This window comes from Roseomonas sp. AR75 (assembly GCF_005222815.1).
Lineage (GTDB): Bacteria > Pseudomonadota > Alphaproteobacteria > Acetobacterales > Acetobacteraceae > Falsiroseomonas.
The window spans coordinates 599,899-622,427 of record NZ_STGB01000001.1; the positions used below are offsets into that span (position 1 = coordinate 599,899).

At 70.1% G+C, this 22,529-nt stretch carries 20 protein-coding genes and 1 tRNA gene; 10 read left to right on the forward strand and 11 right to left on the reverse strand.

Features of this window, described 5'->3' with window-relative positions:
- The first annotated feature begins 78 nt into the window (after nt 1–78).
- The 4 genes from dapD (at nt 79) to E4T13_RS02755 (ending at nt 3,877) form a co-directional block, all read left to right on the forward strand.
- Entirely contained in the window at nt 79–915 is an 837-nt protein-coding gene (dapD, locus tag E4T13_RS02740) for a 2,3,4,5-tetrahydropyridine-2,6-dicarboxylate N-succinyltransferase (RefSeq protein WP_137176701.1), read from the forward strand.
- A 124-nt stretch (nt 916–1,039) separates the two neighbouring features.
- Nucleotides 1,040–2,179, forward strand: coding sequence for a succinyl-diaminopimelate desuccinylase (dapE, locus tag E4T13_RS02745; RefSeq protein ID WP_137176702.1), 1,140 nt, complete (start codon nt 1,040–1,042; stop codon nt 2,177–2,179).
- 28 nt (nt 2,180–2,207) lie between these two features.
- Nucleotides 2,208–2,801, forward strand: coding sequence for a hypothetical protein (locus E4T13_RS02750; protein ID WP_137176703.1), 594 nt, complete (start codon nt 2,208–2,210; stop codon nt 2,799–2,801).
- Between the two features lie 5 nt (nt 2,802–2,806).
- On the forward strand, nt 2,807–3,877 hold the full coding sequence (locus tag E4T13_RS02755; RefSeq protein ID WP_137176704.1) for an Ldh family oxidoreductase: 1,071 nt from the start codon (nt 2,807–2,809) through the stop codon (nt 3,875–3,877).
- Here the strand turns inward: E4T13_RS02755 and truA are convergent.
- From truA to def, 3 genes are all read right to left on the reverse strand, one after another.
- Entirely contained in the window at nt 3,850–4,611 is a 762-nt protein-coding gene (gene truA / locus E4T13_RS02760; RefSeq protein WP_137176705.1) for a tRNA pseudouridine(38-40) synthase TruA, read from the reverse strand. The genes E4T13_RS02755 and truA overlap by 28 nt on opposite strands.
- Before the next feature lie 58 nt (nt 4,612–4,669).
- Entirely contained in the window at nt 4,670–5,575 is a 906-nt protein-coding gene (gene fmt, locus E4T13_RS02765; RefSeq protein WP_137176706.1) for a methionyl-tRNA formyltransferase, read from the reverse strand.
- A 109-nt stretch (nt 5,576–5,684) separates the two neighbouring features.
- Nucleotides 5,685–6,209: a peptide deformylase gene (gene def / locus E4T13_RS02770; protein WP_137176707.1), complete on the reverse strand. Its 525-nt coding sequence runs from the start codon at nt 6,207–6,209 to the stop codon at nt 5,685–5,687.
- Nucleotides 6,210–6,384: 175 nt separating this feature from the next.
- Between def and E4T13_RS02775 the strand changes: the two genes are divergently transcribed.
- The 3 genes from E4T13_RS02775 to E4T13_RS02785 are packed head-to-tail and all read left to right on the forward strand — an operon-like array spanning nt 6,385 to nt 8,198.
- Nucleotides 6,385–6,867 carry an Hsp20 family protein gene (locus E4T13_RS02775; RefSeq protein ID WP_137176708.1) on the forward strand — a complete coding sequence of 161 codons (483 nt, stop codon included), beginning with the start codon at nt 6,385–6,387 and terminating at the stop codon, nt 6,865–6,867.
- 58 nt (nt 6,868–6,925) lie between these two features.
- Entirely contained in the window at nt 6,926–7,180 is a 255-nt protein-coding gene (locus E4T13_RS02780) for a DUF1150 family protein (protein WP_137176709.1), read from the forward strand.
- Between the two features lie 58 nt (nt 7,181–7,238).
- Nucleotides 7,239–8,198, forward strand: a complete 960-nt coding sequence (locus E4T13_RS02785; protein WP_137176710.1) for a tripartite tricarboxylate transporter substrate binding protein — start codon at nt 7,239–7,241, stop codon at nt 8,196–8,198.
- Nucleotides 8,199–8,240: 42 nt separating this feature from the next.
- Here E4T13_RS02785 and hpf read toward each other — a convergent pair whose 3' ends face one another.
- The 8 genes from hpf to E4T13_RS02825 all read right to left on the reverse strand — a co-directional run bounded on the left by hpf (nt 8,241) and on the right by E4T13_RS02825 (nt 15,182).
- Entirely contained in the window at nt 8,241–8,846 is a 606-nt protein-coding gene (hpf, locus tag E4T13_RS02790; RefSeq protein WP_137176711.1) for a ribosome hibernation-promoting factor, HPF/YfiA family, read from the reverse strand.
- 43 nt (nt 8,847–8,889) lie between these two features.
- Nucleotides 8,890–10,377 (reverse strand): RNA polymerase factor sigma-54, encoded by a 1,488-nt coding sequence (rpoN, locus tag E4T13_RS02795; protein ID WP_137176712.1) that lies wholly within the window; start codon nt 10,375–10,377, stop codon nt 8,890–8,892.
- A 51-nt stretch (nt 10,378–10,428) separates the two neighbouring features.
- A complete protein-coding gene (gene lptB / locus E4T13_RS02800; RefSeq protein ID WP_170984762.1) occupies nt 10,429–11,211 on the reverse strand; it encodes an LPS export ABC transporter ATP-binding protein in 783 nt (260 codons plus the stop codon).
- Nucleotides 11,208–12,218: an LptA/OstA family protein gene (locus E4T13_RS02805; RefSeq protein WP_137176713.1), complete on the reverse strand. Its 1,011-nt coding sequence runs from the start codon at nt 12,216–12,218 to the stop codon at nt 11,208–11,210. Before E4T13_RS02805 ends, lptB begins: the two co-directional genes overlap by 4 nt.
- Entirely contained in the window at nt 12,215–12,793 is a 579-nt protein-coding gene (gene lptC / locus E4T13_RS02810) for an LPS export ABC transporter periplasmic protein LptC (RefSeq protein WP_240790961.1), read from the reverse strand. Before lptC ends, E4T13_RS02805 begins: the two co-directional genes overlap by 4 nt.
- Before the next feature lie 256 nt (nt 12,794–13,049).
- On the reverse strand, nt 13,050–13,703 hold the full coding sequence (locus E4T13_RS02815) for a ribonuclease D (RefSeq protein ID WP_137176715.1): 654 nt from the start codon (nt 13,701–13,703) through the stop codon (nt 13,050–13,052).
- Between the two features lie 38 nt (nt 13,704–13,741).
- Nucleotides 13,742–13,828 (reverse strand) — tRNA-Leu (locus E4T13_RS02820).
- Nucleotides 13,829–13,952: 124 nt separating this feature from the next.
- The gene (locus tag E4T13_RS02825) at nt 13,953–15,182 is read right to left on the reverse strand and encodes a cyclopropane-fatty-acyl-phospholipid synthase family protein (RefSeq protein WP_137176716.1); all 1,230 of its coding nucleotides are present in this window, start codon (nt 15,180–15,182) and stop codon (nt 13,953–13,955) included.
- Between the two features lie 128 nt (nt 15,183–15,310).
- On the opposite strand from E4T13_RS02825, the gene E4T13_RS02830 reads away from it, so the two are divergent.
- The 3 genes from E4T13_RS02830 (at nt 15,311) to gltB (ending at nt 22,430) form a co-directional block, all read left to right on the forward strand.
- The gene (locus E4T13_RS02830; RefSeq protein WP_137176717.1) at nt 15,311–16,261 is read left to right on the forward strand and encodes a complex I NDUFA9 subunit family protein; all 951 of its coding nucleotides are present in this window, start codon (nt 15,311–15,313) and stop codon (nt 16,259–16,261) included.
- Between the two features lie 185 nt (nt 16,262–16,446).
- Nucleotides 16,447–17,886, forward strand: coding sequence for an NAD(P)-dependent oxidoreductase (locus E4T13_RS02835; protein ID WP_137176718.1), 1,440 nt, complete (start codon nt 16,447–16,449; stop codon nt 17,884–17,886).
- Nucleotides 17,887–17,891: 5 nt separating this feature from the next.
- A complete protein-coding gene (gene gltB, locus E4T13_RS02840) occupies nt 17,892–22,430 on the forward strand; it encodes a glutamate synthase large subunit (protein WP_137176719.1) in 4,539 nt (1,512 codons plus the stop codon).
- Nucleotides 22,431–22,529: the final 99 nt, after the last annotated feature.

Sequence of the window (22,529 nt, forward strand, 5' to 3'; positions counted from 1 at the left end):
TTGACAGCGCATCGCCCCTTCCCCAAACCTCGCGGCGAGCCCCTCCGCTCCCGCCCTTCTGCCAGGATCGCACGCACCATGGACAAGACCGCCCTGCAGGCGCGCATCGAGGCGCTCTGGGCCCGCCGCGACATGCTGAACGCCCAGACCACCGGCCCGGACCGGGCCTGCGTGGAGGAGGCGCTTGCCATGCTCGATTCCGGCGGCGCGCGCGTGGCCGAGCCGGACGGGAAGGGCGGCTGGAAGGTGAACCAGTGGCTGAAGCAGGCGGTGCTGATGAGCTTCCGGCTGAACGACAGCACCCCGATGGACACCGCCGCGGGCGCCTATGACAAGGTGCCGCTGAAGTTCGAGGGCTGGGGCGAGAACCGCTTCAAGGCTGCGGGCTTCCGTGCCGTGCCGGGCGCGGTGGTCCGCCGCTCGGCCTATATCGCGCCGAATGTCGTGCTGATGCCGAGCTTCGTGAATGTCGGTGCCTATGTGGATTCCGGCACCATGGTGGACACCTGGGCGACGGTCGGGTCCTGCGCGCAGATCGGGAAGAACTGCCACATCTCCGGCGGCGCCGGCATCGGCGGCGTGCTGGAGCCGCTGCAGGCCAACCCGGTGGTGATCGAGGATGAGTGCTTCATCGGCGCCCGGTCCGAGGTGGCGGAGGGCGTGATCGTGGAGCGCGGCAGCGTGCTCTCCATGGGTGTCTATCTCGGCGCCTCCACCAAGATCGTGGACCGCGCGACGGGCGAGGTGATGTACGGCCGCGTGCCGGCCTATTCCGTGGTGGTGCCCGGCGCGATGCCGGGCAAGCCGATGCCGGACGGCTCGCCGGGCCCGAGCCTGTACTGCGCCGTGATCGTCAAGCGCGTGGACGAGAAGACCCGCAGCAAGACGAGCATCAACGAGCTGTTGAGGGATTGATGGCCTCAGGCGCCGGCGCGGCCTCCGGCCGCTTGGCTCTTCGCGCCTCAGACATGGCGCGCCGTGCGGCGATGTCGGTCGCCGCGCGGGGCCGCTTCGCGGCCCAGGCTGGAAGGTGTGACAGTTGACCGCCGATCCGGTTCCCATCGCGCAGGCGCTGATCCGCTGTCGCTCCGTCACGCCCGCCGATGATGGCGCACTGGACGTGGTGCAGCGCTTCCTGGAGCCGCTCGGCTTCGCCTGCACGCGCCTGGTCTTCGGGCCCGACGACTACCGCGTGGACAATCTGTTCGCCCGCCGCGGCACCGAAGGCCCGCATTTCTGCTACGCAGGGCACACCGATGTGGTGCCGCCGGGCGACGTCGCGGCGTGGCGCGACGATCCCTTCTCCGCGACGATCCGCGACGGCGTGCTGTATGGCCGCGGCGCCTGCGACATGAAGGGCGGCGTCGCCGCCTTCCTCGCGGGCCTCGCCGACTTCCTCGCGGCGCATCCGGCGCACAAGGGCTCCGTCTCGCTGCTGATCACGGGCGACGAGGAGGCGCGCAGCGTAGACGGCACCGCCAAGGTCCTGGAATGGATGCAGGCGAACGGGCAGATCCCCGACATGGCGCTGGTCGGCGAGCCGACCAGTCGCCTGGCGCTCGGTGACACCATCAAGATCGGCCGCCGCGGCAGCCTCAACGCCTGGGTCACCGTGGACGGCGTCCAGGGCCACAGCGCCTATCCGGCCGGCGCCGACAACCCGATCCATCGCCTCGTTGCCGCGCTCGGGCCGCTGCTCGCCGCGCCGCTCGACAATGGCAGCGCGCATTTCCCGCCCTCGACGCTGCAGGTGACGGGCTTCGACGTGGGCAACCGCACGAGCAACGTCATTCCCGCCACGGCGAAGGCGATGCTCAACATCCGGTTCAACGACCATCACAGCAGCGCACAGCTTGTCGAACGGCTGCACGCTGCCTTCCGCGCCAGCGGCGCGCGCTACACGCTGCGAACCGAATGCTCCGGCGAGAGTTTCCTGACGGAGCCCGGCCCCTTCGTGGATGGGCTGTCGCGCGCCATCGCGCGGGCGACAGGCGTGACGCCGAAGCTCGACACGGGCGGTGGCACCTCCGATGCGCGCTTCATCGCGCGCTACTGCCCGGTGGCCGAGTTCGGCGCCGTCGGCGCAACGCCGCACCAGGTGGACGAGCGCGCGCCGGTGGAGGAACTTCGGCGGCTGGCGGACACCTATCGCGTGATCCTCGAGGAGTTCCTGATCTGACCGTCGCGCGCCCTGGTCCCCTGCGGGCATGAGTGGATCGCAGCCACAGCCGCAGATGCGCGCGGTGATCGTCGCGGGCCTGGCCGGCGCCTTCCTGCTCGGCCGCGGCCGCACCGAAGGCCTGATGCTGATGGAGAGCTCGCCCGAAGGCGCCTGGCGGTCCTTCGTGGCGGCGCTGATCTGCCTGCCCGCCTTCGTCGGGATCCGGTTGATTTCCTGGGCCGCCTTCGGCCTGCCCGATGGCGGCTTCCTGCGCGGCCTGACGGCGGAACTGACCGGCTATGCCATCGCCTGGACGGCCTTCGCGTTGCTGTCGCTGGCCATCGCGCAGTCCTGGGGGCGCACCGCGGAATGGCCACGCTTCATCGCCGCCTGGAACTGGAGCAACGTCGTCCAGTACCTCGTGCTGATGGCGCTGATGCTGCCCGGTGCGCTCGGCCTGCCGGACAGCATCGCGCAGATCCTGACTTTCGCGGGCCTCGCCTATGCGATCTGGCTGGAGTGGTTCGTCAGCCGCCATGCGCTCGGCGTGCCCGGCACGCGCGCGGCGATCCTGGTGGGGCTCGACCTGGTGATCGGCCTGTTCCTGGGCGGGCTGATCCGCACGCTGTCGGAGGGATGACAAGCATGGCCGCACGCCATGGCGCAGCCGCGCTGCTGCGCTTCGCGACCGAGTGCGCCCGCGCCGCGGGTCTGCCGGAGGAGAAGGCGCGCGACCTGGCGGAGGTGCTGGTCGAGGGCGACCTGATGGGCCACGACACCCACGGCCTCGCGCTGCTGACGCCCTATCTGGACAGTCTGGCCGCTGGCGACATGCGGGCCGAGGGCGAGCCGGAGGTGGTCTCCGCCACGCCCGTCGCCGAGACGTGGGAGGGGCGCAAGCTGCCCGGCCCCTGGCTGGTGCGCCGCGCCATCGCCGCGGCGGAGAAGGCGGCGGACATCTTCGGGCTGGGTGCGGTCAGCATCGCGCGCAGCCATCACATCGGCTGCCTCGCCGCCTATGGCCCGCCCGTCGCCGCGCGGGGCAGGATGCTGCTGCTGATGTGCTCGGACCCGGCCACGGCCTCCGTCGCGCCCTGGGGCGGCACGCGGCGGATCATCACGCCCAATCCCGTCGCGGCGGCCTGGCCGACGCCGGAGGGGCCGGTGCTGATCGACGTCTCCATGTCCATCACCACGAACGGCATGACCGGCCGCAGGCGCGGGGAAGGCACGCGCTTCCCCGGCCAGTGGCTGCTGGATGCCGACGGCAACCCGACCGACGATCCGAACGCCTTCTTCACCGAACCCGGCGGCACGCTGCTTCCGCTCGGCGGCGTGGATGCCGGGCACAAGGGCTTCGCGCTCGGCCTGCTGGTGGAGGCGCTGACGAGCGGGCTTTCTGGGCATGGAAGGGCGGAGGCGCCGACCGGCTGGGGTGCGAATGTCTTCGTGCTGGTGCTGGATCCCGCGAAGTTCGGCGGCGCCGAGCGCTTCCTGGCGGAGAGCGGCTGGATGGCGCGTGCGGTGCATGGCAACCCGCCGCGCCCCGGCTTCGACGCCGCGCGCCTGCCAGGCGACGGCGCGATGGCGCGGAAGGCGAAGGCGCTGGCGGAGGGCGTGGCGCTGCACCCCTCCATCCCGCCGGCGCTGGAGAAGCTGGCTGCGCGCTACGGCGTGGCGCTGCCGGATCAGGTCCAGTCCGGCTCGGGATCGTAGCGCGCTGCGGTGAAGACCAGGCCGTCCGGCGGGGCGGTCTGGCCGGCCTTTGCGCGGTCGCGCCCGTCAAGCACCTGCCGCGGCCAGGTGACGGGGCGCTTGCCGGCGCCGACTTCCACAAGCGTGCCGACGAGATTGCGCACCTGGTGATGCAGGAAGCTGCGCGCTTCGGTGGTGATGACGATCTCCTGCCCAAGGCGGCTCACATCCAGCCGGTCCAGCGTGCGCAGCGGCGACTTGGCCTGGCAGGACGCCGCGCGGAAAGCAGAGAAATCATGGCGTCCGAGCAGCATCTGCGCGGCGTCGTGCATCGCAGCCGCGTCGAGGCGGCGCTTCACATGCCAGAGCCGCCCGGCTTCCAGCGCCGGGCGCGCCGGCCGGTTCAGGATGCGGTAGCGATAGGCGCGGCCGGTGCAGGCGAAGCGCGCCGAAAAGTCCTCGGCGACGCGCGCGGCGGCGAGGGCGACGACGGCGTGCGGAACGGTCCGCGCATTGATCGCCTCCCGCACGCGCTCGGCCGGCAGTTCGGCGGCGAGCAGCAGGTCCACCACCATCGCTTCCGCATGCACGCCGGCATCGGTGCGGCCGGCGGCGGTGGCGAGCGGGGCTTCGCCCGCATTCAGCGGCACCGCGGAGTCTTCGACGATCTGCTGCACGGAGAGCCCATCCGGCTGGCGCTGCCAGCCGACGAGACCGGTGCCGCAGAATTCAAGCTTCAGGGCGTAGCGGGGCATCGTGCCTTTCTCCCTCTCCCGCTCTTGCGGGGAGGGCCGGGGTTCGGGTGCGCCGCAGCTATAGCAGCACAGTGCCGGCGGGCAGCGGATATCCCCTGAGGAACGCCTCGGCGTCCGTTGCCGCGCGCCCGGCGCGCTGCAGGCGCAGCAGGCGCAACGCGCCCTCGCCGCAGGCGATGGTGGGTGCAGCATCCAGCACCGTGCCCGGTGCGCCGGAACCGGCGGCCGGCTCCGCAGCGAGCACGCGGATCGTCTCCGCACCATTCTGGAAGAAGCAGCCGGGCCAGGGGGTGAGCGCACGGATGCGGCGGTCCAGCGCCGCGGCCGGCTGCGTCCAGTCCAGACGCCCATCCTCCTTGGCGATCTTCGGGGCATAGGTCACCCCGTATTCGGGCTGCGGCACCGGGGGCGGATCCTCCGCCAGCGCGCGCAGGATCAGCCTGGCGCCCAGCGCCGCGAGGGCGTCGTGGATCTCCGGCGTCGTCGCGCGCGGGCCGATCGGCACCGCTTCCCGCAGCAGCATGGGGCCGGTGTCGAGGCCTTCCTCCATCTGCATGATGGTGATGCCAGTCTCCGCGTCGCCGGCGAGGATCGCGGACTGGATCGGCCCTGCGCCGCGCCAGCGCGGCAGCAGCGAGGCGTGGATGTTCAGGCAGCCGCGTCGTGGCGCCTCCAGCATCGGCCTGGGAAGGATCAGGCCGTAGGCCGCGACCACGGCGACATCCAGGTCCAGCGCGGCAAAGGCGGCGTGCTCGGCTTCGTCGCGTCGCACCCGCGCCGGCGTCCGTACCGGCAGGCCGAGTTCCATCGCGGCGCGGTGGACAGGGCAGGGGGTGTCCTTCTGACCCCGTCCGGCGGGCCGCGGCGGCTGCGCATAGACTGCCGCGATCTCATGCCCCGCCGCGTGCAGGGCACGCAGCGCGGGGACGGCGAAGTCGGGGGAGCCCATGAAGGCGAGGCGCATCAGGCGGCCGCCGCAGGCGGCCGAGGCCGCGAACGCGGACCGCCGCTCGTGCGGCGCAGCCAAGGCCGCGGACGCGGCCGCCCGGCGTCTGAGGGCATTGGAAAGACTCCTAATCCCGCGCCTTGGCCTTGAGTTCCTTCGCCAGCTTGCGCAGCAGCATGTTCCGCTTCAGCGCGGAGATGTGGTCCACGAACAGCACGCCGTCGAGGTGGTCGATCTCGTGCTGCAGGCAGGCGGCCATCAGGCCCTCCGCCTCGATCTCCTGCCTCGCGCCGGTGAGGTCGGTCCAGCGCGCCTTGACGCGCGCGGGGCGCGTGACGTCCGCGAACTGGCCAGGCAGCGACAGGCAGCCTTCCTCGCGCGTTGCGAGATCCTTGCTCTGCGCAACGATCTCCGGATTCACCAGCACGATTGGCTCCGGCTCGTCCTCCGGCCGGAGGTCGATGACCACCAGGCGCAGCATCTCGCCCACCTGGGGCGCGGCGAGGCCGATCCCCGGCGCCTTGTACATGGTCGCCAGCATGCGCTGCGCGAGTTCCGGCACGCGCGCATCGCCCGGCTGCACCGGCTTCGCCTTGGCGCGCAGCCGAGGGTCGGGAACGTAGAGGATGGGAAGCAGCTCAGTCTCGGTCATCGTCGTATCCACAGGACGGGAGACCTAGCCCCGCGTCTCCCCCCTTGCAACGGCATGAGACGAAGCCAAAATCTTGTGTCGCGGGGTGCCTCGGGCCTCGCGGGATAGATGCCTTGCCCAGGACATCCAGGCCGGTCGGGACCGGCAGGGATGGGGGAGGCCAGGGGAACACAGGATGTCGCGTCCCTCGCTGTTCGGCTCGCCGCTTTTCCTCGGCTTCGATCATCTCGAGCAGATGCTCGATCGGGTCCAGAAGAACGCGGATGGCTACCCACCCTACAATATCGAGCAGACGGGCGACACGCGGCTGCGCATCACGCTCGCCGTCGCCGGCTTCTCGATGGACGACCTGCAGATCACGCAGGAGGACAACCAGCTGGTGATCCGCGGTCGGCAGAAGGAGGACACGGAGGGCCGCGTCTTCCTGCATCGTGGCATCGCCGCCCGGCAGTTCCAGCGCGCCTTCGTGCTGGCCGAGGGCATCGAGGTGGAAGGCGCGTGGCTCGACAACGGGCTGCTGCATGTCGATCTACGCCGCCCGCTGGCCGAGGCGCGCGTGAAGACGATCAAGATCGCCGCCCGCGGCAGCGGTGCGCAACGCCCGGTGGTGGGCGGCCTGGCCGAGCCGATGATCGGCGGCCGAACGGAGGAGGGGTGATCGCTACCCTCATACGCAAGGGCGCGGGCCTCATGGGACGCGCCGGAAGGAGTGACGGATGAACGAGCATGACAGCGGCGCCGAAGCGGGCCGCATCCAGATCAGCGACGCGGCGCTGCGCAATCTCTCCGTGCAGGATTTCGCCCGGCTTGGCCTCGAGGAGCTGGCCTATGTGCGGCCGGTGGTGCTGAACGGCGCCCGCGCCTTCGCGATCCACGCGGCGGACGGCACGCCGATCGGCGCCGCGCCGAGCAGCCAGCTCGCCGCCGCGGCGATCCTGCAGCACGAGATGGAACCCGTCGCGGTTCATTGACCCCGCGGCGCGCCCACTCCTAGGCTGCCGGAAAGGCAAGCACGGGGGAGGGCGCGCCATGCGCATCGCAAGACGGAACCTGCTCGCGGGCGCGGCGCTGCTCGCCGCGCCGCGGGCCTTCGCACAGTCACCGACGCTGCGCATCGTCGCGCCGTTTCCGCCCGGCGGATCGGTGGACCTGGTGGCGCGCATCCTGCAGCCGAAAGTCGCGGAACTGCTGGGCGGGGCGGTGGTTGTGGAGAACCGCGGCGGCGCCGGTGGCATGCTCGGCAGCGAGCAGGTGGCGCGGAGCGCGCCGGATGGCAGCACCGTGGTCTGGGGCAACATCGCCACCCATGCGCTGAATGCCGCGGTCTATACTCGCATGCCATACGATCCCGTCGCGGATTTCGCGCCGGTGACGCTGGCGGCGCAGGTCGAGTTCATGCTGGCCGTGCACCCTGCGGTGCCGGCGCGCAGCGTGGCCGAGCTGGTGGCGCTGGCGAAGGCGCAGCCGGGCAAGCTGAACTACGGCACGGCCGGGGCGGGCAGCCTGCCCCATCTGCTGACGGAGATGTTCAAGCGCGCCGGCGGCGGGCTGCAGATCGAGCATGTCCCCTATCGTGGCGGCGGCCCGATGCTGGTGGATCTGCAGGCCGGCCATATCAGCATGACCATCGCCGACGTCGCGAATATCCTGCCGCTGATGCAGGCCGGGCGCCTGCGTGGCATCGCGGTGGCGGGCGCCGAGCGCAGCGCCGTGCTGCCGGACCTGCCGACCATCGCGGAGACGCTGCCTTCCGTGGTGGGCACGGCCTGGCACGGCATCTTCGCGCCGGCGCAGACGCCGCCGGAGGCCGTGACGCGCCTCAACCGCGCCTTCGTCGGCGCGATCCGCGATGCAGAGGTGCAGCAGCGCATGCGCGCGGCCGGCACCGTGCCGGTGGGCTCCACGCCGGAGGAGCTCGCCAGCTTCCAGCGGGCCGAGATCGCGAAATGGACGGAGATCGCGCGCGCGGTGGGGGCGAAGGTGGAGTAGCGCCCGGCCCTCCTCCGCCGCGGCGGAGGAGGGCATCGCGGATCAGCCCGCCTTGGCGTCGATCCAGCCGACATGGCCGTCGGCCCGGCGGAACACGACGTTCATGGCGCGCGAGCCGCGGTTGCGGAACATCAGCGCCGGCGCCTGCAGCAGGTCGAGCCGCATCACCGCCTCGCTCACCGTCAACTCCTCGATACTGGTTACGGATTCGGCGATGACCGCGGGGTGGTCCTGGCCATTCGCGACGGCCGCCTCGGCTGCGTCCTCCACCTCCTCCTCAGGCTGGCGCAGAACCATCTGGCGGGCGGGCTCGCCACGTGGTCGGTCGCGCTCGGCGGCCATGCTGCGGGCGTGGTCGTTCACCCGGCGGCGGTAGCGCCGCAGCCGCTTGGCGACGTGCTCGGCCGCTTCCTCGAAGGCACGATGCGCGTCGGGGCCCTCGCCCTCGCCGCGCATGAACAGGTCGCGGCCGGCCTTCAGGTTGATGTCGCAGACGAAGGCATGGCCCTTGCCGTTGCGGCGGAAGGTGACGTTGGCTTCCAGCGCGTGGTCGAAATACTTGCGCGCGATGGTGCCGAGGCCTTCGCGGACATGGGTCTGCAGCGCTTCGCCGGTCTCGACCTGCTTGCCCGCGACAGTGATGTGCATCTGGGTGAACTCCGCTCCAGGGTTCGGAGAGGGCCACCCACGGTCAGGCCGGGACGGCCTTCTCCCGCTTGCGCTGCACGGACGATGGTATGCGCAACGCCTCGCGGTATTTGGCCACCGTTCGCCGCGCGATGTCCACACCTTCCTTGCGCAGTCGTTCCACGACGGCGTCGTCCGAAAGGATGTCCTCCGGATCCTCCTGCGCGATCATCTCGCGAATCCGGAAACGAATCGCTTCCGCGGAATGCGCCTCGCTTCCGGAGGTGCCAGCGATTGCCGTCGTAAAGAAATACTTGAGCTCGAAGGTGCCGCGCGGCGTCGCGATATGCTTGTTCGCGGTCACCCGGCTGACGGTACTCTCATGCATGGAGACGGCTTCCGCCACGTCGCGCAGGATCAGCGGACGGAGATGCGCGACGCCATGCCGGAAGAAGCCGTCCTGCCGGCGCACGATCTCGGCCGCGACCTTCAGGATCGTGTTCGCCCGCTGCTCCAGCGATTTCACCAGCCAGGTCGCGCTCTGCAGCCTGTCCGCGAGGAACGCCTTGTCGTCCTTGTTCTTCGCCCCGACCACCGCGCGCGCGTGGAAGCCGCGGTTCACGAGGACGCGTGGCAAGGTCTCCGGGTTCAGCTCCACCGCCCACTCGCCGTTTTCCAGGCGCCGCATCAGTACGTCCGGCACGACCATCGGCGGCGGCGCGGCGTCCCAGTTCGCGCCCGGCTTGGGATCGAGCCGCTTGAGTTCGGTGATCATGTCCGCAAGGTCTTCGGAATCGACGCCGCAGACCTTCATCAGCCCGCGCAGGTCGCGCCGCGCGAGCATCTCCAGATTGTCGAGCAGCGCCTCCATGCAGGGATCGAGACGGTTCAGCTCGGCAAGCTGCACGGCCAGGCATTCGCGCAGCGATTGCGCGAACATCCCCACGGGATCAAGGCGCTGCAGCCGCCGGCGCACGGCGGCGACAAGCGCCTCCTCGCAGCCCATCGCGGCGGCGATGGCCGCATCCGTCACGGGCAGGCGGCCGGCCGCGTCCACCATCGCCAGCATCTGCGCCGCAATCAGGCGTTCCCGCGCGTCATGGAAGGTCAGGCGGATCTGCTCGCCGAGATGCTCGCGCAAGGTGAGGCGCGCATCGGCCAGTTCGTCGATGCCGGAGAGCTCGTCCTCGAAATCGCCGCGCCCGCCGCGGCCCACGCCGGCGCCAAGCCCGCTCGCGCCGTCCGCGTCATAGACATTGTCCCACTCGGCATCGAGCGGCGCGGCGCCGTCCGCCGGCAGCGCATCGGAGGTGGCGGCGGCATGCGCATCGGTCGGCTCTGGCGCCGGAGCCTCGGCGGGACGTTCGTCGGCGGCGGTGCGTGGTTCTGCGCGCTCGTCGCGTTCGAGCAGCGGGTTGCGCTCCAGCTCCTCCTCGACGAAGGCGGTGACCTCGACATTGGAGGACTGCAGAAGCTTGATGGCCTGCCGCAACTGCGGCGTCATCACCAGCGACTGCGACTGACGCAGATCCAGCCGCGGCCCTAGCGCCATGGCGATCCGTCCCGCTTCGGCCGACTCCCCGCCTCACCCATGGCCGCGCCCCTAGAGGGAAAACCTTTCCCCGAGGTAGACGCGGCGCACGCCCTCATGCTCGACGATGTCGCGCGGGCTGCCCTCCATCAGCACCTGGCCTTCATGGAGGATGTAGGCGCGATCGATGATCTCCAGCGTCTCGCGGACATTGTGGTCGGTGATCAGCACGCCGATGCCGCGGTCCTTCAGGTGCTTCACCAGGTCGCGGATCTCGCCGACGGCGATGGGGTCGATGCCGGCCAGCGGCTCGTCGAGCAGGATGTAGGCGGGCTGCGTCGCCAGAGCGCGCGCGATCTCGCAGCGCCGCCGCTCGCCGCCCGAGAGCGCGAGGGCAGGCGCGCGGCGCAGATGCGCGATGCCGAACTCTGCCAGCAGCGCATCCAGCATCTGCTCGCGCCGGTCGCGGATCGGCTCGATCACCTCCAGCGCGGCGCGGATGTTGTCCTCCACGCTGAGGCCGCGGAAGATCGAGGCCTCCTGCGGCAGGTAGCCGAGGCCGAGCCGTGCGCGGCGATACATGGGCAGGAAGGTCACGTCGTGACCGTCCATCATCACCTGGCCTTCGTCGGGCTGAACCAGGCCGGTCATCATGTAGAAGGTGGTGGTCTTGCCGGCGCCGTTCGGCCCGAGCAGGCCGACCGCCTCGCCGCGCTTCAGGTTGACGGAGACGCCGCGCACGACGGGACGCTTCTTGTAGCGCTTGCCCAGCCCGATCGCGACGAGGCCGGCATTCTGCGCGGCGATCCGAAGGTTCGGCACCGGATCCGGCCGGGCGATGTCGGGCGGGCTCATGGGCGTGCTCCCGCGCCGTCCGGACGCGGGACGCGCGGCTGACGCGCAGCCCCCTGCGGCGTGCCCGCAGGCGGCACCTGCGCCTCGCCGGGCTGGGTCTGCTGCGGCACGATCAGGCCCTGGACACGCTGGCCGGGGGCAGAAACCAGGCGGGCGATGCCGCTGCGGAGATTCACGATGGCTTCCTGGCCGTTGAGCTGGTTGTCGCCACGGGTGATGCGGACATTCCCGAGCAACCGTGCCATGCCGGTCTGCGGCGAATAGACGCCCCGGTCGCCGCGCACGACCTCTTCCGGCGTGCGGATCTCGACATCGCCGAAGGCCTCGACGCGGTCGATCCTGCTGCCCTCGCCGCCGCCACCGGGCAGGCCCGGCAGCCCACCCTGGCGGGCAGGCTGCTGCGCCGGCTGGGCAGCCTGCTGCACCGGTGGCCGCGCGCCTTCGGGCGGTGCTTCGAGGAAGTAGGCCACGAGCGTGTCGGCCGTGATCCGGCGATTGTCGGTGGTGGTCACCACCGCGCCGCCGCGCGCGACCGCCATGCGCCGCTGCGGCCAGTATTCCAGGCTGTCCCGCGCGGTGATGCGCTGGTCCGGCGTCTCAAGCGCGAGCCCCTGGCCGGAGAGCACCATGACGGCCTGGTCCATGTCATAGACCGCGCGCGTGCCGTTGGCGCGTTCGTTGGCGGAGGTGATGCGGACGTTGCCCTCGGCCTCCAGCCGCCAGATCTCGCTGCCGGAGACGGGACTGGCGGCGCCGGATTGCTGCTGCCTGGGCGGCGCGCCGGCGCGCGGGCGGTAGCGCGCGATGAGGCGATCCGCGTCGATCGTCACGCCATCCCGCGTGGCGCGGGCGTTGCCGTTCGCGACCACCACCTGGTCCTGCTGGCGCCACTCGATGCCGTCGTCCGAGGTGATCTCGATCGGGCCGCCCTGGGTGAAGTCCAGCGTCTGCGCGGCGACCGGCGACGCGAGCAGCGCCGTGAGCAGGAGAAGGGCGCCGCGCGTCACGGGGTGCCTTCCAGCACGACATGCGACTTGCCGGTGAAGACGACGACCTGGCCGCGGTCGCGCAGCCGGAAGCCCTCCGCGGTGAGCGTGCCGAAGGGGCCCTGTGCCGCGACGGGGGAATCGCCTGCAGCGTGGCCGCCGGCGACGTCGATGGCCGCGGCGTCGGTCACGAACTGCGTGCCGTCGTCGTGGTGGATAGTGACGCGGCCGGCAAGGTCCAGATGGTTTCGCGGCCGGTCGAAGCGGCCTTCCCGCGCCTCCAGGTAGAGCCAGCCGCCATCGGTCAGCAGCAGGTCGGCCTTGGGCGCGTGCAGCTGCACCACCTCCTCGTTGCCGGCCTGCACTGCCGTGTCGGCCGTGACGGTGTAGGGGCGGTTCTGCTCGTCCACGCCCTGGAAACGCGGCTGCACGACGCTCAGCGCATCGGCCCGGACCTGGGTGACCCGCTTGAACGCGACACGGCCGCGATCGGCCGCGCTCTCGAATTCAGGCCACAGCGCGATCGCCGCAAGCAGGCCGACCGCCGCCACCGGCAGCAGCCGCTTCGCGACCGCCACCATGACGCGCCGGCGCATCAACTCGCCCGCGGTCGGGGGGCGGCGGCGGCGGGAGGGTGGTGGCAGGCGACTGGCGGGGAGCCGCGCGGCGGAAGCCATCGAAGGCCCCCGGGACGGCGTAAGCGGCGGAGATTTCACCCGACCTGTATGGGGCTGGGCAGGGCGAGGGTCAACGCGCGAATGCGATCGGACAAGAAATGTGCCAAATCATGGCAATGATGGCATCACAAGGGTTTGAGGCCCTGATTCGGCTCTTGACGTGCCACCCCGCGAATCAGTGCGCGAAGAGATCCGGGTCCTCGTAGCCCAGCAGGTCCAGCCGCCCGCGGCTCGGCAGGAAGCGGTAGCAGGATTCCGCAAGATCGAGGCGGCCCTCCCGCTCCAGCAGCGCTTTCAGCTTCGCCCATAGCGCATGCAGATGCAGCACGTCGGATGCCGCGTAGCTGAGCTGTTCCGGCGTGAGGTCCGGCGCGCCCCAGTCGCTGGATTGCTGCTGCTTGGAGATCTCGACGCCGAGCAACTCCTTCAGCAGGTCCTTCAGCCCGTGCCGGTCGGTGAAGGTGCGCACCAGCTTCGATGCGATCTTGGTGCAGACCACCGGCGCGACCGTGACGCCGAGCGCCTGGTGCAGCATCGCCACGTCGAAGCGGGCGAAGTGGAAGATCTTCAGCACCTCCGGATTCTCCAGCAGGCGCTTCAGGTTCGGGCAGTCCGCGCCGCGGCCGCCGAGGGCAGGGGGGATGATCTGCACGCAATGTGCCGTGCCGTCGCCCGACGAAAGCTGCACGAGGCAGAGCCGGTCGCGTCGCGGGTCCAGGCCCATCGTCTCCGTGTCGATGGCGACGGAGCTGCCGAAATCGAGGCCGTCGGGCAGGTCGTGCTTGTGGAGACGGATCATGGCGCCTTGGGTGAACAGGGTCTCGCCCATCGGTCGCGACCGCCTCTTGAAACCCCGCCGGCGGCGGGTGGTGCCCAGGAAAGGACTCGAACCTTCACGGCCTCGCGGCCACAGGTACCTGAAACCTGCGCGTCTACCAATTCCGCCACCTGGGCAGGTGCGCGAGGCCCCGGCGTTTAGGGGGGCCTCACCGATGCGTCAAGCGGGGGGGCTGCGATCGTCGAAGGGCGCAGGCGGCGACGCCGCCGAGCACCGGAGACGTGAATCGCAGGCCCGTTCCTATTGCGCCCCGATCGCGTTCAGCCGCCGCTCCTCGTCCACGATGTAGTCGCGGATCACCGGTACGTCGTCGCGTTTCTCGGAGATCAGGATCTGGAAGACGAAGTTGGAGCCATGCAGGAAGCCCAGCTCCACGCTCGCCAGGTAGAAATCCCACATGCGGCAGAAGCGCTCGCCCATCTTCGCGACGGCGTCTGCCCGGACGGCGTCGAACGCTTCCCGCCAGTGCTTGATGGTCCAGTAGTAGTGCAGGCGGAGCATCTCGCAATCCGCGCACCAGGTGCCGGTGCGCTCCAGCGAGGCGAAGACTTCCGACATCGCCGGCACGTAGCCGCCGGGGAAGATGTATTTGCGGATGAAGGGAGCGGTGGTGCCGGGGGGCGACTGGCGGCCGATGCAATGCACCAGCGCGAATCCCCCGGGCTTGGTCAGCGCCTTGATCTTGCGGAAGTAGGTGTCGAACTCGTCGATGCCGATCGCCTCCATCATCGCGATGGAGACGACGCGGTCATAGGTGCCTTCCAGCAGGCGGTAGTCCTGCTCGCGGAACTCGACCAGGTCCGTCACGCCCTCGTCGATGGCGCGCTGTTTCGCGATGGCGCATTGCTCGGGCGAGAGGGTGACGGAGACCACCTTCACCCCGTAGTTGCGTGCCAGGAAGGTGCCGAGCGCGCCCCAGCCGGAGCCGATCTCGGCCACCACCATCCCCGGCTCCAGCCGCAGCTTGGCGGCGATGTGGCGGAGCTTCGCAAGCTGCGCCTCGTGCAGCGTGGCGTCCGGCGTTGGGTAGTAGGCGCAGGAATAGGTCATCGTGGGGTCGAGCCACATCCGGTAGAAATCCGGGGGTATGTCGTAGTGGTGGCGGATGTTCTTCGCCGCGAGCCCCAGCGGGTTGCGCTGGTGCCAGCGCCGCGCCGCGCGCCAGGCCTTGCGGAGCGCCTGCTGCACCGGGTGCGCGGCAAGGCCGGAGCGGTTGACCGAGAACAGGTAGAGCAGGTCGAAGACAGGCTGCCCGTCCTGCATCACGAGCCGTCCGTCCATATAGGCCTCGGCGGCCTTGAGCTCGGGATTGAGGAAGATCTCGTGCTCGACCTTCTTGTCGGTCAGGCGGATGGCGACATCAGGCCCGTCCTGGCCGCTGCCGAATCGATGGGCCACCCCCGCATGGTCGGTGACGGTGAGGCTGCCGCGCTGGACGAAGCGGTTGAGCAGGCTTGAGAGGAGTCGCATGGGCCCGATCCGTGGTCGCGGCGCCTGTATGCCGCCAGCCCGGCGGGCCGGCCATCCCTGAGGGGGCCGCTTGGCGCGCCGGGGTTCGGCCCATATGGTCCGGCGCGCCAGGGTCTGGGGGATGGACGATGCGGGGTGCGCTCGAGCGCAAGGTGGCGACGGTGTTCGGCGGCTCCGGCTTCATCGGCCGCTATGTCGTCCAGCGCCTCGCCCAGCAGGACTACATCGTGCGGGTCGCGGTGCGCGATCCCGCCGGGGCGCGCTTCCTGCAGACCCAGGGGCGGGTTGGACAGATCGTGCCGCTGGCGGCGCCGGTGACCGACGCGGCGGCGGTGGCCCGCGCCGTCCAGGGTGCGCAGGTGGTGGTGAACCTGGTCGGCATCCTGTTCGAGCGCCGCCCGGGCGATTTCCGCCGTATCCAGGGGGAGGCCCCCGGCGCGGTGGCGCAGGCCGCGGCGGCTGCCGGGGCCGAGGGCTTCGTCCAGCTCTCTGCGATCGGCGCCGATGCGTCCTCGCCCAGCCTCTATGCCCAGACCAAGGCGGAGGGCGAGGGGCGGGTGCTGGCGGCCTTCCCGCAGGCGACGATCCTGCGCCCGTCGGTGGTGTTCGGGCCGGAGGATGGGTTCTTCAACCGCTTCGCGGCCATGGCCCGGCTGCCCTTCATGCCCGTGGTCAGCGGGGGCACGAAGTTCCAGCCGGTCTATGTGGGAGACGTGGCGGAGGCGGTGACCGCGTCGCTCGCCCGGCCGGAGGCACGAGGCAGGACCTATGAGCTCGGCGGCCCGCGGGTGATGACCATGCGGGAGGTGCTGCGCTTCATCCTGGAGGTGACGCGCCGGCGCCGTGCGCTGGTGGACATGCCGCCGGGGCTGATGCGGTTCCAGGCCGGGCTGCTCCAGCGCCTGCCCTCGCCACCGCTGACCCAGGACCAGCTGCTGCTGCTGGAGCGGGACAATGTGGTGGCGCCAGGCATGCCAGGGCTGGCGGAGCTCGGGATCGCCGCGACCTCGGTGGAAAGCGTGGTGCCGGGCTACCTCAAGCGCTTTCGGCCGGGCGGCGGACGGCGCGACGCGGCATAAAGATCCGAGTCGGACCTTTTATCGCATGCAGGCGTTGCGGCGGGGGTAGGGGCGGCAGGCATCAGGCGCAGATGAGACAGAAAAACTGTCCTTAACGGCCAGATCGGACTCGCAACCGCGTGACGCCTGCGGTAGAGGCGACCCCGATGGGCGTGACGTGGCGCCCAGGGAGGGTCTCCGCCGCCATGGCCGAACGGATGCTGCAGTTCGTGCGCCTCGATCAGCGCCAGCCCGAGAAGCGGGCAGCCGCCACGCGCCGCACGGATTTCGACGAGATCTATCGTGAGTTCACGGCCGAGGCCGCCAGCGAGCAGGCCAGCCGCTGCAGCCAGTGCGGCGTGCCCTTCTGCCAGGTGCATTGCCCGCTGAACAACAACATCCCCGACTGGCTGAAGCTGACCGCCGAGGGCCGGCTGGAGGAAGCCTATGAGGTCGCCTCCGCCACCAACACCTTCCCCGAGATCTGCGGCCGCATCTGCCCCCAGGACCGCCTCTGCGAGGGCAACTGCGTCATCGAGAAGGGCTTTGGGAGTGTCACCATCGGGTCGGTGGAGAAATACATCACCGACACGGCGTGGGAGCGCGGCTGGGTGAAGCCGCCGAAGCCGCGGCGCGAACTGGCGCAGAGCGTCGGCATCGTCGGCGCCGGCCCGGCCGGGCTGGCGGCGGCCGAGCGGCTGCGGCTGCGCGGCTACCAGGTGCATGTCTACGACCGCTACGACCGCGCCGGCGGCCTGCTGATCTACGGCATCCCGAACTTCAAGCTCGAGAAGGACGTCGTGCTGCGCCGCTGGAAGCAGTACGAGGAAGGCGGCATCCGCTTCCACCTGAACACCGCCATCGGCCAGGACGTCTCGCTGGCGGAACTGCGGGCACGGCACGACGCCGTCCTGATCGGCACCGGCGTCTACAAGGCGCGCGACATGCAGGCGCCGGGCATCGGGCTGGATGGCATCGTCCCGGCGCTGGACTACCTCACCACCTCCAACCGCACTGGCCTCGGTGAATCGGTCGCGGCTTTCGACTCCGGCGCGCTGAATGCGGCGGGCAAGCATGTGGTGGTGATCGGCGGCGGCGACACGGCGATGGATTGTGTCCGCACCGCGGTGCGGCAGGGCGCGGCCTCCGTCACCTGCCTCTATCGCCGCGACAAGGCCAACATGCCGGGCTCGATGCGTGAGGTGTATCACGCGGAGGAAGAGGGCGTGCGCTTCGAATGGCTCGGCGCGCCGGAGGCGTTCCGCGGGGAGGGCACGGTCAAGGGCGTTGTCGCGCACCGCATGCATCTCGGCCTGCCCGATGCGACCGGACGCCAGCAGGTGACGCCGGTGCCGGGCAGCCGCTTCGAACTGCCGGCGGACCTCGTGATCATGGCGCTCGGCTTCGACCCGGAGGATCTGCCCACCGCCTTCGGCGAGAAGGATCTGCCGGTCACACGCTGGGGCACGCTGAAGGTGGACCACCGCACGATGATGACGGCGCTGCCCGGCGTCTTCGCCGCCGGCGACATCGTCCGCGGCGCCTCCCTCGTCGTTTGGGCGATCCGCGACGGCCGCGACGCGGCCGACCAGATGGATCTCTACATGCAGCAGAAGGCGAGCCCGCTCGCCGTGGCCGCGGAGTGAGCGCCATGACCCAGGAAAACGGCTTCGACTTCGCCGCCAGCTACGCCGCCAATCGCGACCTGCTGGCGAACGCGGCGCATCTCGACGTCACCGAGCACGATGCCTGCGGCGTCGGCCTGGTCGCGGCGCTGGACGGCAAGGCCAGCCGCAAGGTCGTGCAGGCGGGCATCGATGCGCTGAAGGCCGTCTGGCATCGCGGCGCGGTGGATGCGGACGGCAAGACCGGCGACGGCGCCGGCATCCATATCGAGATCCCGCAGGATTTCTTCGCCGAGGTGGTGGAGCGCGGCGGCGACAAGGTGCGGCCGGGCCGCATCGCCGTCGGCATGGTGTTTCTGCCCAAGACCGACCTCGGTGCGCAGGAGCGCTGCCGCCAGATCGTCGAGACGGAGGTGCTGAACGCCGGCTACCAGATCTATTCCTGGCGGCAGGTGCCGATCGACGTTGCCTGCATCGGTGAGAAGGCCAACGCGACCCGGCCGGAGATCGAGCAGATCCTGATCTGGGACCCGGAGCTGCGCGACGAATCCACCTATGAGCGCGACCTCTACGTCATCCGCCGCCGGATCGAGAAGCAGGCGATCGCGGCGCAGATCCCGGAGCTGTATCTCTGCTCCTTCTCCTGCCGCTCTATCATCTACAAGGGCATGTTCCTGGCGGAGAGCCTGACGGAGTTCTATCCGGACCTGCTGGACGAGCGCTTCGTCAGCCGCTTCGCGATCTACCACCAGCGCTACAGCACCAACACCTTCCCGACCTGGCGCCTGGCGCAGCCCTTCCGCACCCTCGCCCATAATGGCGAGATCAACACGCTGCACGGTAACGCCAACTGGATGAAGAGCCACGAGACGCGCCTGTCTCACCGGCTGCTCGACCCCTTCATGGACGACATCAAGCCGGTGGTGCAGGCCGGCGGCAGCGACACCGCGACGCTCGACAACGTGTTCGAGCTGCTGGTGCGCGGCGGGCGCGACGCGCCGATGGCCAAGGCGATGCTGATCCCCGAGAGCCTCGGCAATAACGCGACGATGCCGGACGCGCATCGCGACCTGTTCCTCTACTGCAACGCGGTGATGGAGCCCTGGGACGGGCCGGCGGCGATCTGCGCCACCGATGGCCAGTGGGTGATCGGCGGGCTGGACCGCAACGGGCTGCGCCCGATGCGTTATTCCATCACCGATGACGGGCTGCTGATCGTCGGCTCCGAGACGGGCATGGTGAAGCTGTCCGAGGATGCGATCCTGCAGAAGGGCCGCGTCGGCCCCGGCCAGTGCATCGCCGTAGAGCTCGCGACCGGGCGCTTCTACGCCGACCGCGCGCTGAAGGACATGCTGGCGGCGCGCAAGCCCTTCGGCGACTGGACCAAGCGCACCACCCGCATCGACGGCATCGTGAAGGCGCATGCGGACGAGCAGGCGGAGTACACCGGCGAGGCGCTGCGCCGCCGCCAGCTTGCCGTCGGATACACGCTCGAGGAACTGGAGACGATCCTGCACCCGATGGTGGAGGATGCGAACGAGGCCATCGGGTCCATGGGCGACGACACGCCCATCGCCGTGCTGTCAGGCCAGTATCGCGGCATCCACCATTATTTCCGCCAGTCCTTCAGCCAGGTGACCAACCCGCCGATCGACAGCCTGCGCGAGACGCGGGTGATGACGATCAAGACCCGCCTCGGCAATCTCGGGAACATCCTCGACGAGGACCCGACGCAGTGCGACATGCTCATGCTGGACAGCCCCGTGCTGTCCAACGCCGAGTTCGCCGCGATGCGCGCCTATATGGGCGACACCGCCTGCGTGGTGGACGCGACCTTCCCGGTCACCGAAGGCGAGGCGGGGCTCCGCCGCCACATCGAGCGAATCCGCCGCGAGGCCGAGGACGGCGTGCGCAGCGGCTGCACGCATGTGATCCTGACCGACGAGCACCAGGGGCCCGAGCGCGCGGCGATCCCGATGATCCTGGCGGTCGGCGGCGTGCACACGCATCTGGTGAAATCCAGCCTGCGCACCTTCACCAGCGTGAACGTGCGCTGCGCCGAGGCGATCGACGTGCACTACATCGCCGTGCTGATCGGCGCCGGCGCCACCACGGTGAACGCCTATCTCGCGCAGGAGAGCATCGCGGACCGGCATCGCCGCGGGCTGTTCGGCAAGCTGTCGCTGCAGGATTGCGTCGCCCGCTACAAGAAGGCGGTGGACAAGGGCCTGCTGAAGATCATGTCCAAGATGGGCATCGGCGTGCTGTCCTCCTATCGCGGCGGGATGAATTTCGAGGCCATCGGCCTCTCCCGCGCGCTGGTGGCGGAGTTCTTCCCGGGCGTCGCCAGCCGCATCTCCGGCATCGGCCTGTCCGGCATCGCGCGGCGCGTGCTGGCGCTGCATGGCAAGGCGTGGGACGCGGATGCGGTGACGCTGCCGGTCGGCGGCCTCTACAAGTTGCGCCGCCGCGGCGAGAACCACGCCTTCGACGGCAGCCTGATCCACACGCTGCAGAAGGCGGTGGATACCGACAGCTACCAGACCTTCAAGCGCTACTCCGAGGGCGTGCGCAAGCTGCCGCCGGTCGCGTTGCGCGACCTGCTGGATTTCCGCACCGAAGGCCGCACGCGCGTGGCGCTGGAGGAGGTCGAGAGCATCACGGAGATCCGCAAGCGCCTGGTGGCGCCCGGCATCTCCCTCGGCGCGCTCTCGCCGGAGGCGCATGAGACGCTCTCCATCGCGATGAACCGCATCGGCGCGAAGTCGGATTCCGGCGAGGGCGGCGAGGATCCGCAGCGCGCGCGTCCCCGGTCCAACGGCGACAACGCCAATTCCGCCATCAAGCAGATCGCCAGCGGGCGCTTCGGCGTGACGGCGGAATACCTCAACAACTGCCGCGAGATCGAGATCAAGGTCGCGCAGGGCGCCAAGCCCGGCGAGGGCGGCCAGCTGCCGGGCTTCAAGGTGACGGAGCTGATCGCGAAGCTGCGCCACTCCACGCCCGGCGTGATGCTGATCTCGCCGCCGCCGCACCACGACATCTACTCGATCGAGGATCTGGCGCAGCTCATCTACGACCTGAAGCAGATCAACCCGGATGCGACGGTCTGCGTGAAGCTGGTGGCGCGATCGGGGATCGGCACAATCGCCGCCGGCGTGGCCAAGGCGAAGGCGGATGCGATCCTGGTCTCCGGCCATTCCGGCGGCACGGGTGCGTCGCCGCAATCCTCGATCAAGTATGCCGGCCTGCCCTGGGAGATGGGCCTGAGCGAGACGCACCAGGTGCTGCAGCTCAACCGGCTGCGGCACCGCGTGAAGCTGCGCACCGATGGCGGCATCAAGACCGGCCGTGACGTGGTGATCGCGGCCATGCTCGGCGCCGAGGAATTCGGCATCGGGACCGCGTCGCTCGTCGCCATGGGCTGCATCATGGTGCGGCAGTGCCACTCCAACACCTGCCCGGTCGGTGTCTGCACGCAGGATGACGAGCTGCGCAAGAAGTTCGCCGGCAGCCCGGAGAAGGTGATCAACCTGTTCTCCTTCGTCGCGGAGGAGGTGCGGGAGATCCTGGCAGAACTCGGCTTCCGCAAGCTGACGGACGTGATCGGCCGCACCGACCTGCTGCGCCAGGTCTCCCGCGGCTCGGAGGACCTCGACGACCTCGACCTCAACCCGCTGCTGGTGAAGGCCGATGCCGGGCCCTTCGCCTCCTACTGCACCATCGAGGGCCGCAACGAGGTGCCGGAGACGCTGGATGCGGAGATGATCCGCGACGCGGAGGCGCTGTTCCGCCACGGCGAGAAGATGCAGCTCGCCTACAACATCCGGAACACGCATCGCGCCATCGGCACGAAGATCTCCTCGCGCATCGTGCGCAAGTTCGGGATGAACGGGCTGCAGCGCGGGCATCTGACCGTGCGGTTGCGCGGCTCCGCCGGGCAGTCGCTCGGCGCCTTCGCGGTGCGCGGCCTGAAGCTGGAGGTGTTCGGCGACGCGAACGACTATGTGGGCAAGGGGCTCTCGGGCGGCACCATCGTGGTCCGGCCGGCGCCGTCCTCGAAGCTGGTCTGGAACGAGAACACCATCATCGGCAACACCGTGCTCTACGGCGCCACGGGTGGCGCGCTCTTCGCCGCCGGGCAGGCGGGCGAGCGCTTCGCGGTGCGCAACTCCGGCGCGCTGGCCGTGGTGGAAGGCTGCGGCGCGAATGGCTGCGAATACATGACCGGCGGCTGCGCGGTGATCCTCGGCCCGGTCGGCGACAATTTCGGCGCCGGCTTCACCGGCGGCATGGCCTTCGTGCATGACGCCGATGGCAGCTTCGAGCAGCGCATCAACCCGGAGACGCTGCTGTGGCGGCGCCTCGGCGGCAGCGCCCACTGGGAGGAGGTGCTGCGCGACCACATCGCCCGCCATGTGCGCGAGACCGGCAGCCCCTTCGCCGCAAGGTTGCTGAACAACTGGGCGGTGGAGCGCGCGCATGTCTGGCACGTCGTGCCGAAGGACTATGCGCGCTACCTGCCGAAGCCGATGGAGGATGCGCCCGCGGTCGCGGCGGAGTGACCCGATCCGGTTGCCGCCCCGTTGGCCGCGCTGGCGGCGCGTGCCATTAGAGCGGATCGCGGACGGCTGGAGTCAGCCGGGGGCGTGAATCTGCTCTAC

Coding starts and splice junctions, on each gene's coding strand:
- dapD (WP_137176701.1), top strand. CDS start 79: ATGGACAAGACCGCCCTGCAGGCGCGCATCGAGGCGCTCTGGGCCCGC.
- E4T13_RS02750 (WP_137176703.1), top strand. CDS start 2,208: ATGAGTGGATCGCAGCCACAGCCGCAGATGCGCGCGGTGATCGTCGCG.
- E4T13_RS02755 (WP_137176704.1), top strand. CDS start 2,807: ATGGCCGCACGCCATGGCGCAGCCGCGCTGCTGCGCTTCGCGACCGAG.
- truA (WP_137176705.1), bottom strand. CDS start 4,611: ATGCCCCGCTACGCCCTGAAGCTTGAATTCTGCGGCACCGGTCTCGTC.
- fmt (WP_137176706.1), bottom strand. CDS start 5,575: ATGCGCCTCGCCTTCATGGGCTCCCCCGACTTCGCCGTCCCCGCGCTG.
- def (WP_137176707.1), bottom strand. CDS start 6,209: ATGACCGAGACTGAGCTGCTTCCCATCCTCTACGTTCCCGACCCTCGG.
- E4T13_RS02775 (WP_137176708.1), top strand. CDS start 6,385: ATGTCGCGTCCCTCGCTGTTCGGCTCGCCGCTTTTCCTCGGCTTCGAT.
- E4T13_RS02780 (WP_137176709.1), top strand. CDS start 6,926: ATGAACGAGCATGACAGCGGCGCCGAAGCGGGCCGCATCCAGATCAGC.
- E4T13_RS02785 (WP_137176710.1), top strand. CDS start 7,239: ATGCGCATCGCAAGACGGAACCTGCTCGCGGGCGCGGCGCTGCTCGCC.
- hpf (WP_137176711.1), bottom strand. CDS start 8,846: ATGCACATCACTGTCGCGGGCAAGCAGGTCGAGACCGGCGAAGCGCTG.
- rpoN (WP_137176712.1), bottom strand. CDS start 10,377: ATGGCGCTAGGGCCGCGGCTGGATCTGCGTCAGTCGCAGTCGCTGGTG.
- lptB (WP_170984762.1), bottom strand. CDS start 11,211: ATGAGCCCGCCCGACATCGCCCGGCCGGATCCGGTGCCGAACCTTCGG.
- lptC (WP_240790961.1), bottom strand. CDS start 12,793: ATGCGCCGGCGCGTCATGGTGGCGGTCGCGAAGCGGCTGCTGCCGGTG.
- E4T13_RS02815 (WP_137176715.1), bottom strand. CDS start 13,703: ATGGGCGAGACCCTGTTCACCCAAGGCGCCATGATCCGTCTCCACAAG.
- E4T13_RS02825 (WP_137176716.1), bottom strand. CDS start 15,182: ATGCGACTCCTCTCAAGCCTGCTCAACCGCTTCGTCCAGCGCGGCAGC.
- E4T13_RS02830 (WP_137176717.1), top strand. CDS start 15,311: ATGCGGGGTGCGCTCGAGCGCAAGGTGGCGACGGTGTTCGGCGGCTCC.
- E4T13_RS02835 (WP_137176718.1), top strand. CDS start 16,447: ATGGCCGAACGGATGCTGCAGTTCGTGCGCCTCGATCAGCGCCAGCCC.
- gltB (WP_137176719.1), top strand. CDS start 17,892: ATGACCCAGGAAAACGGCTTCGACTTCGCCGCCAGCTACGCCGCCAAT.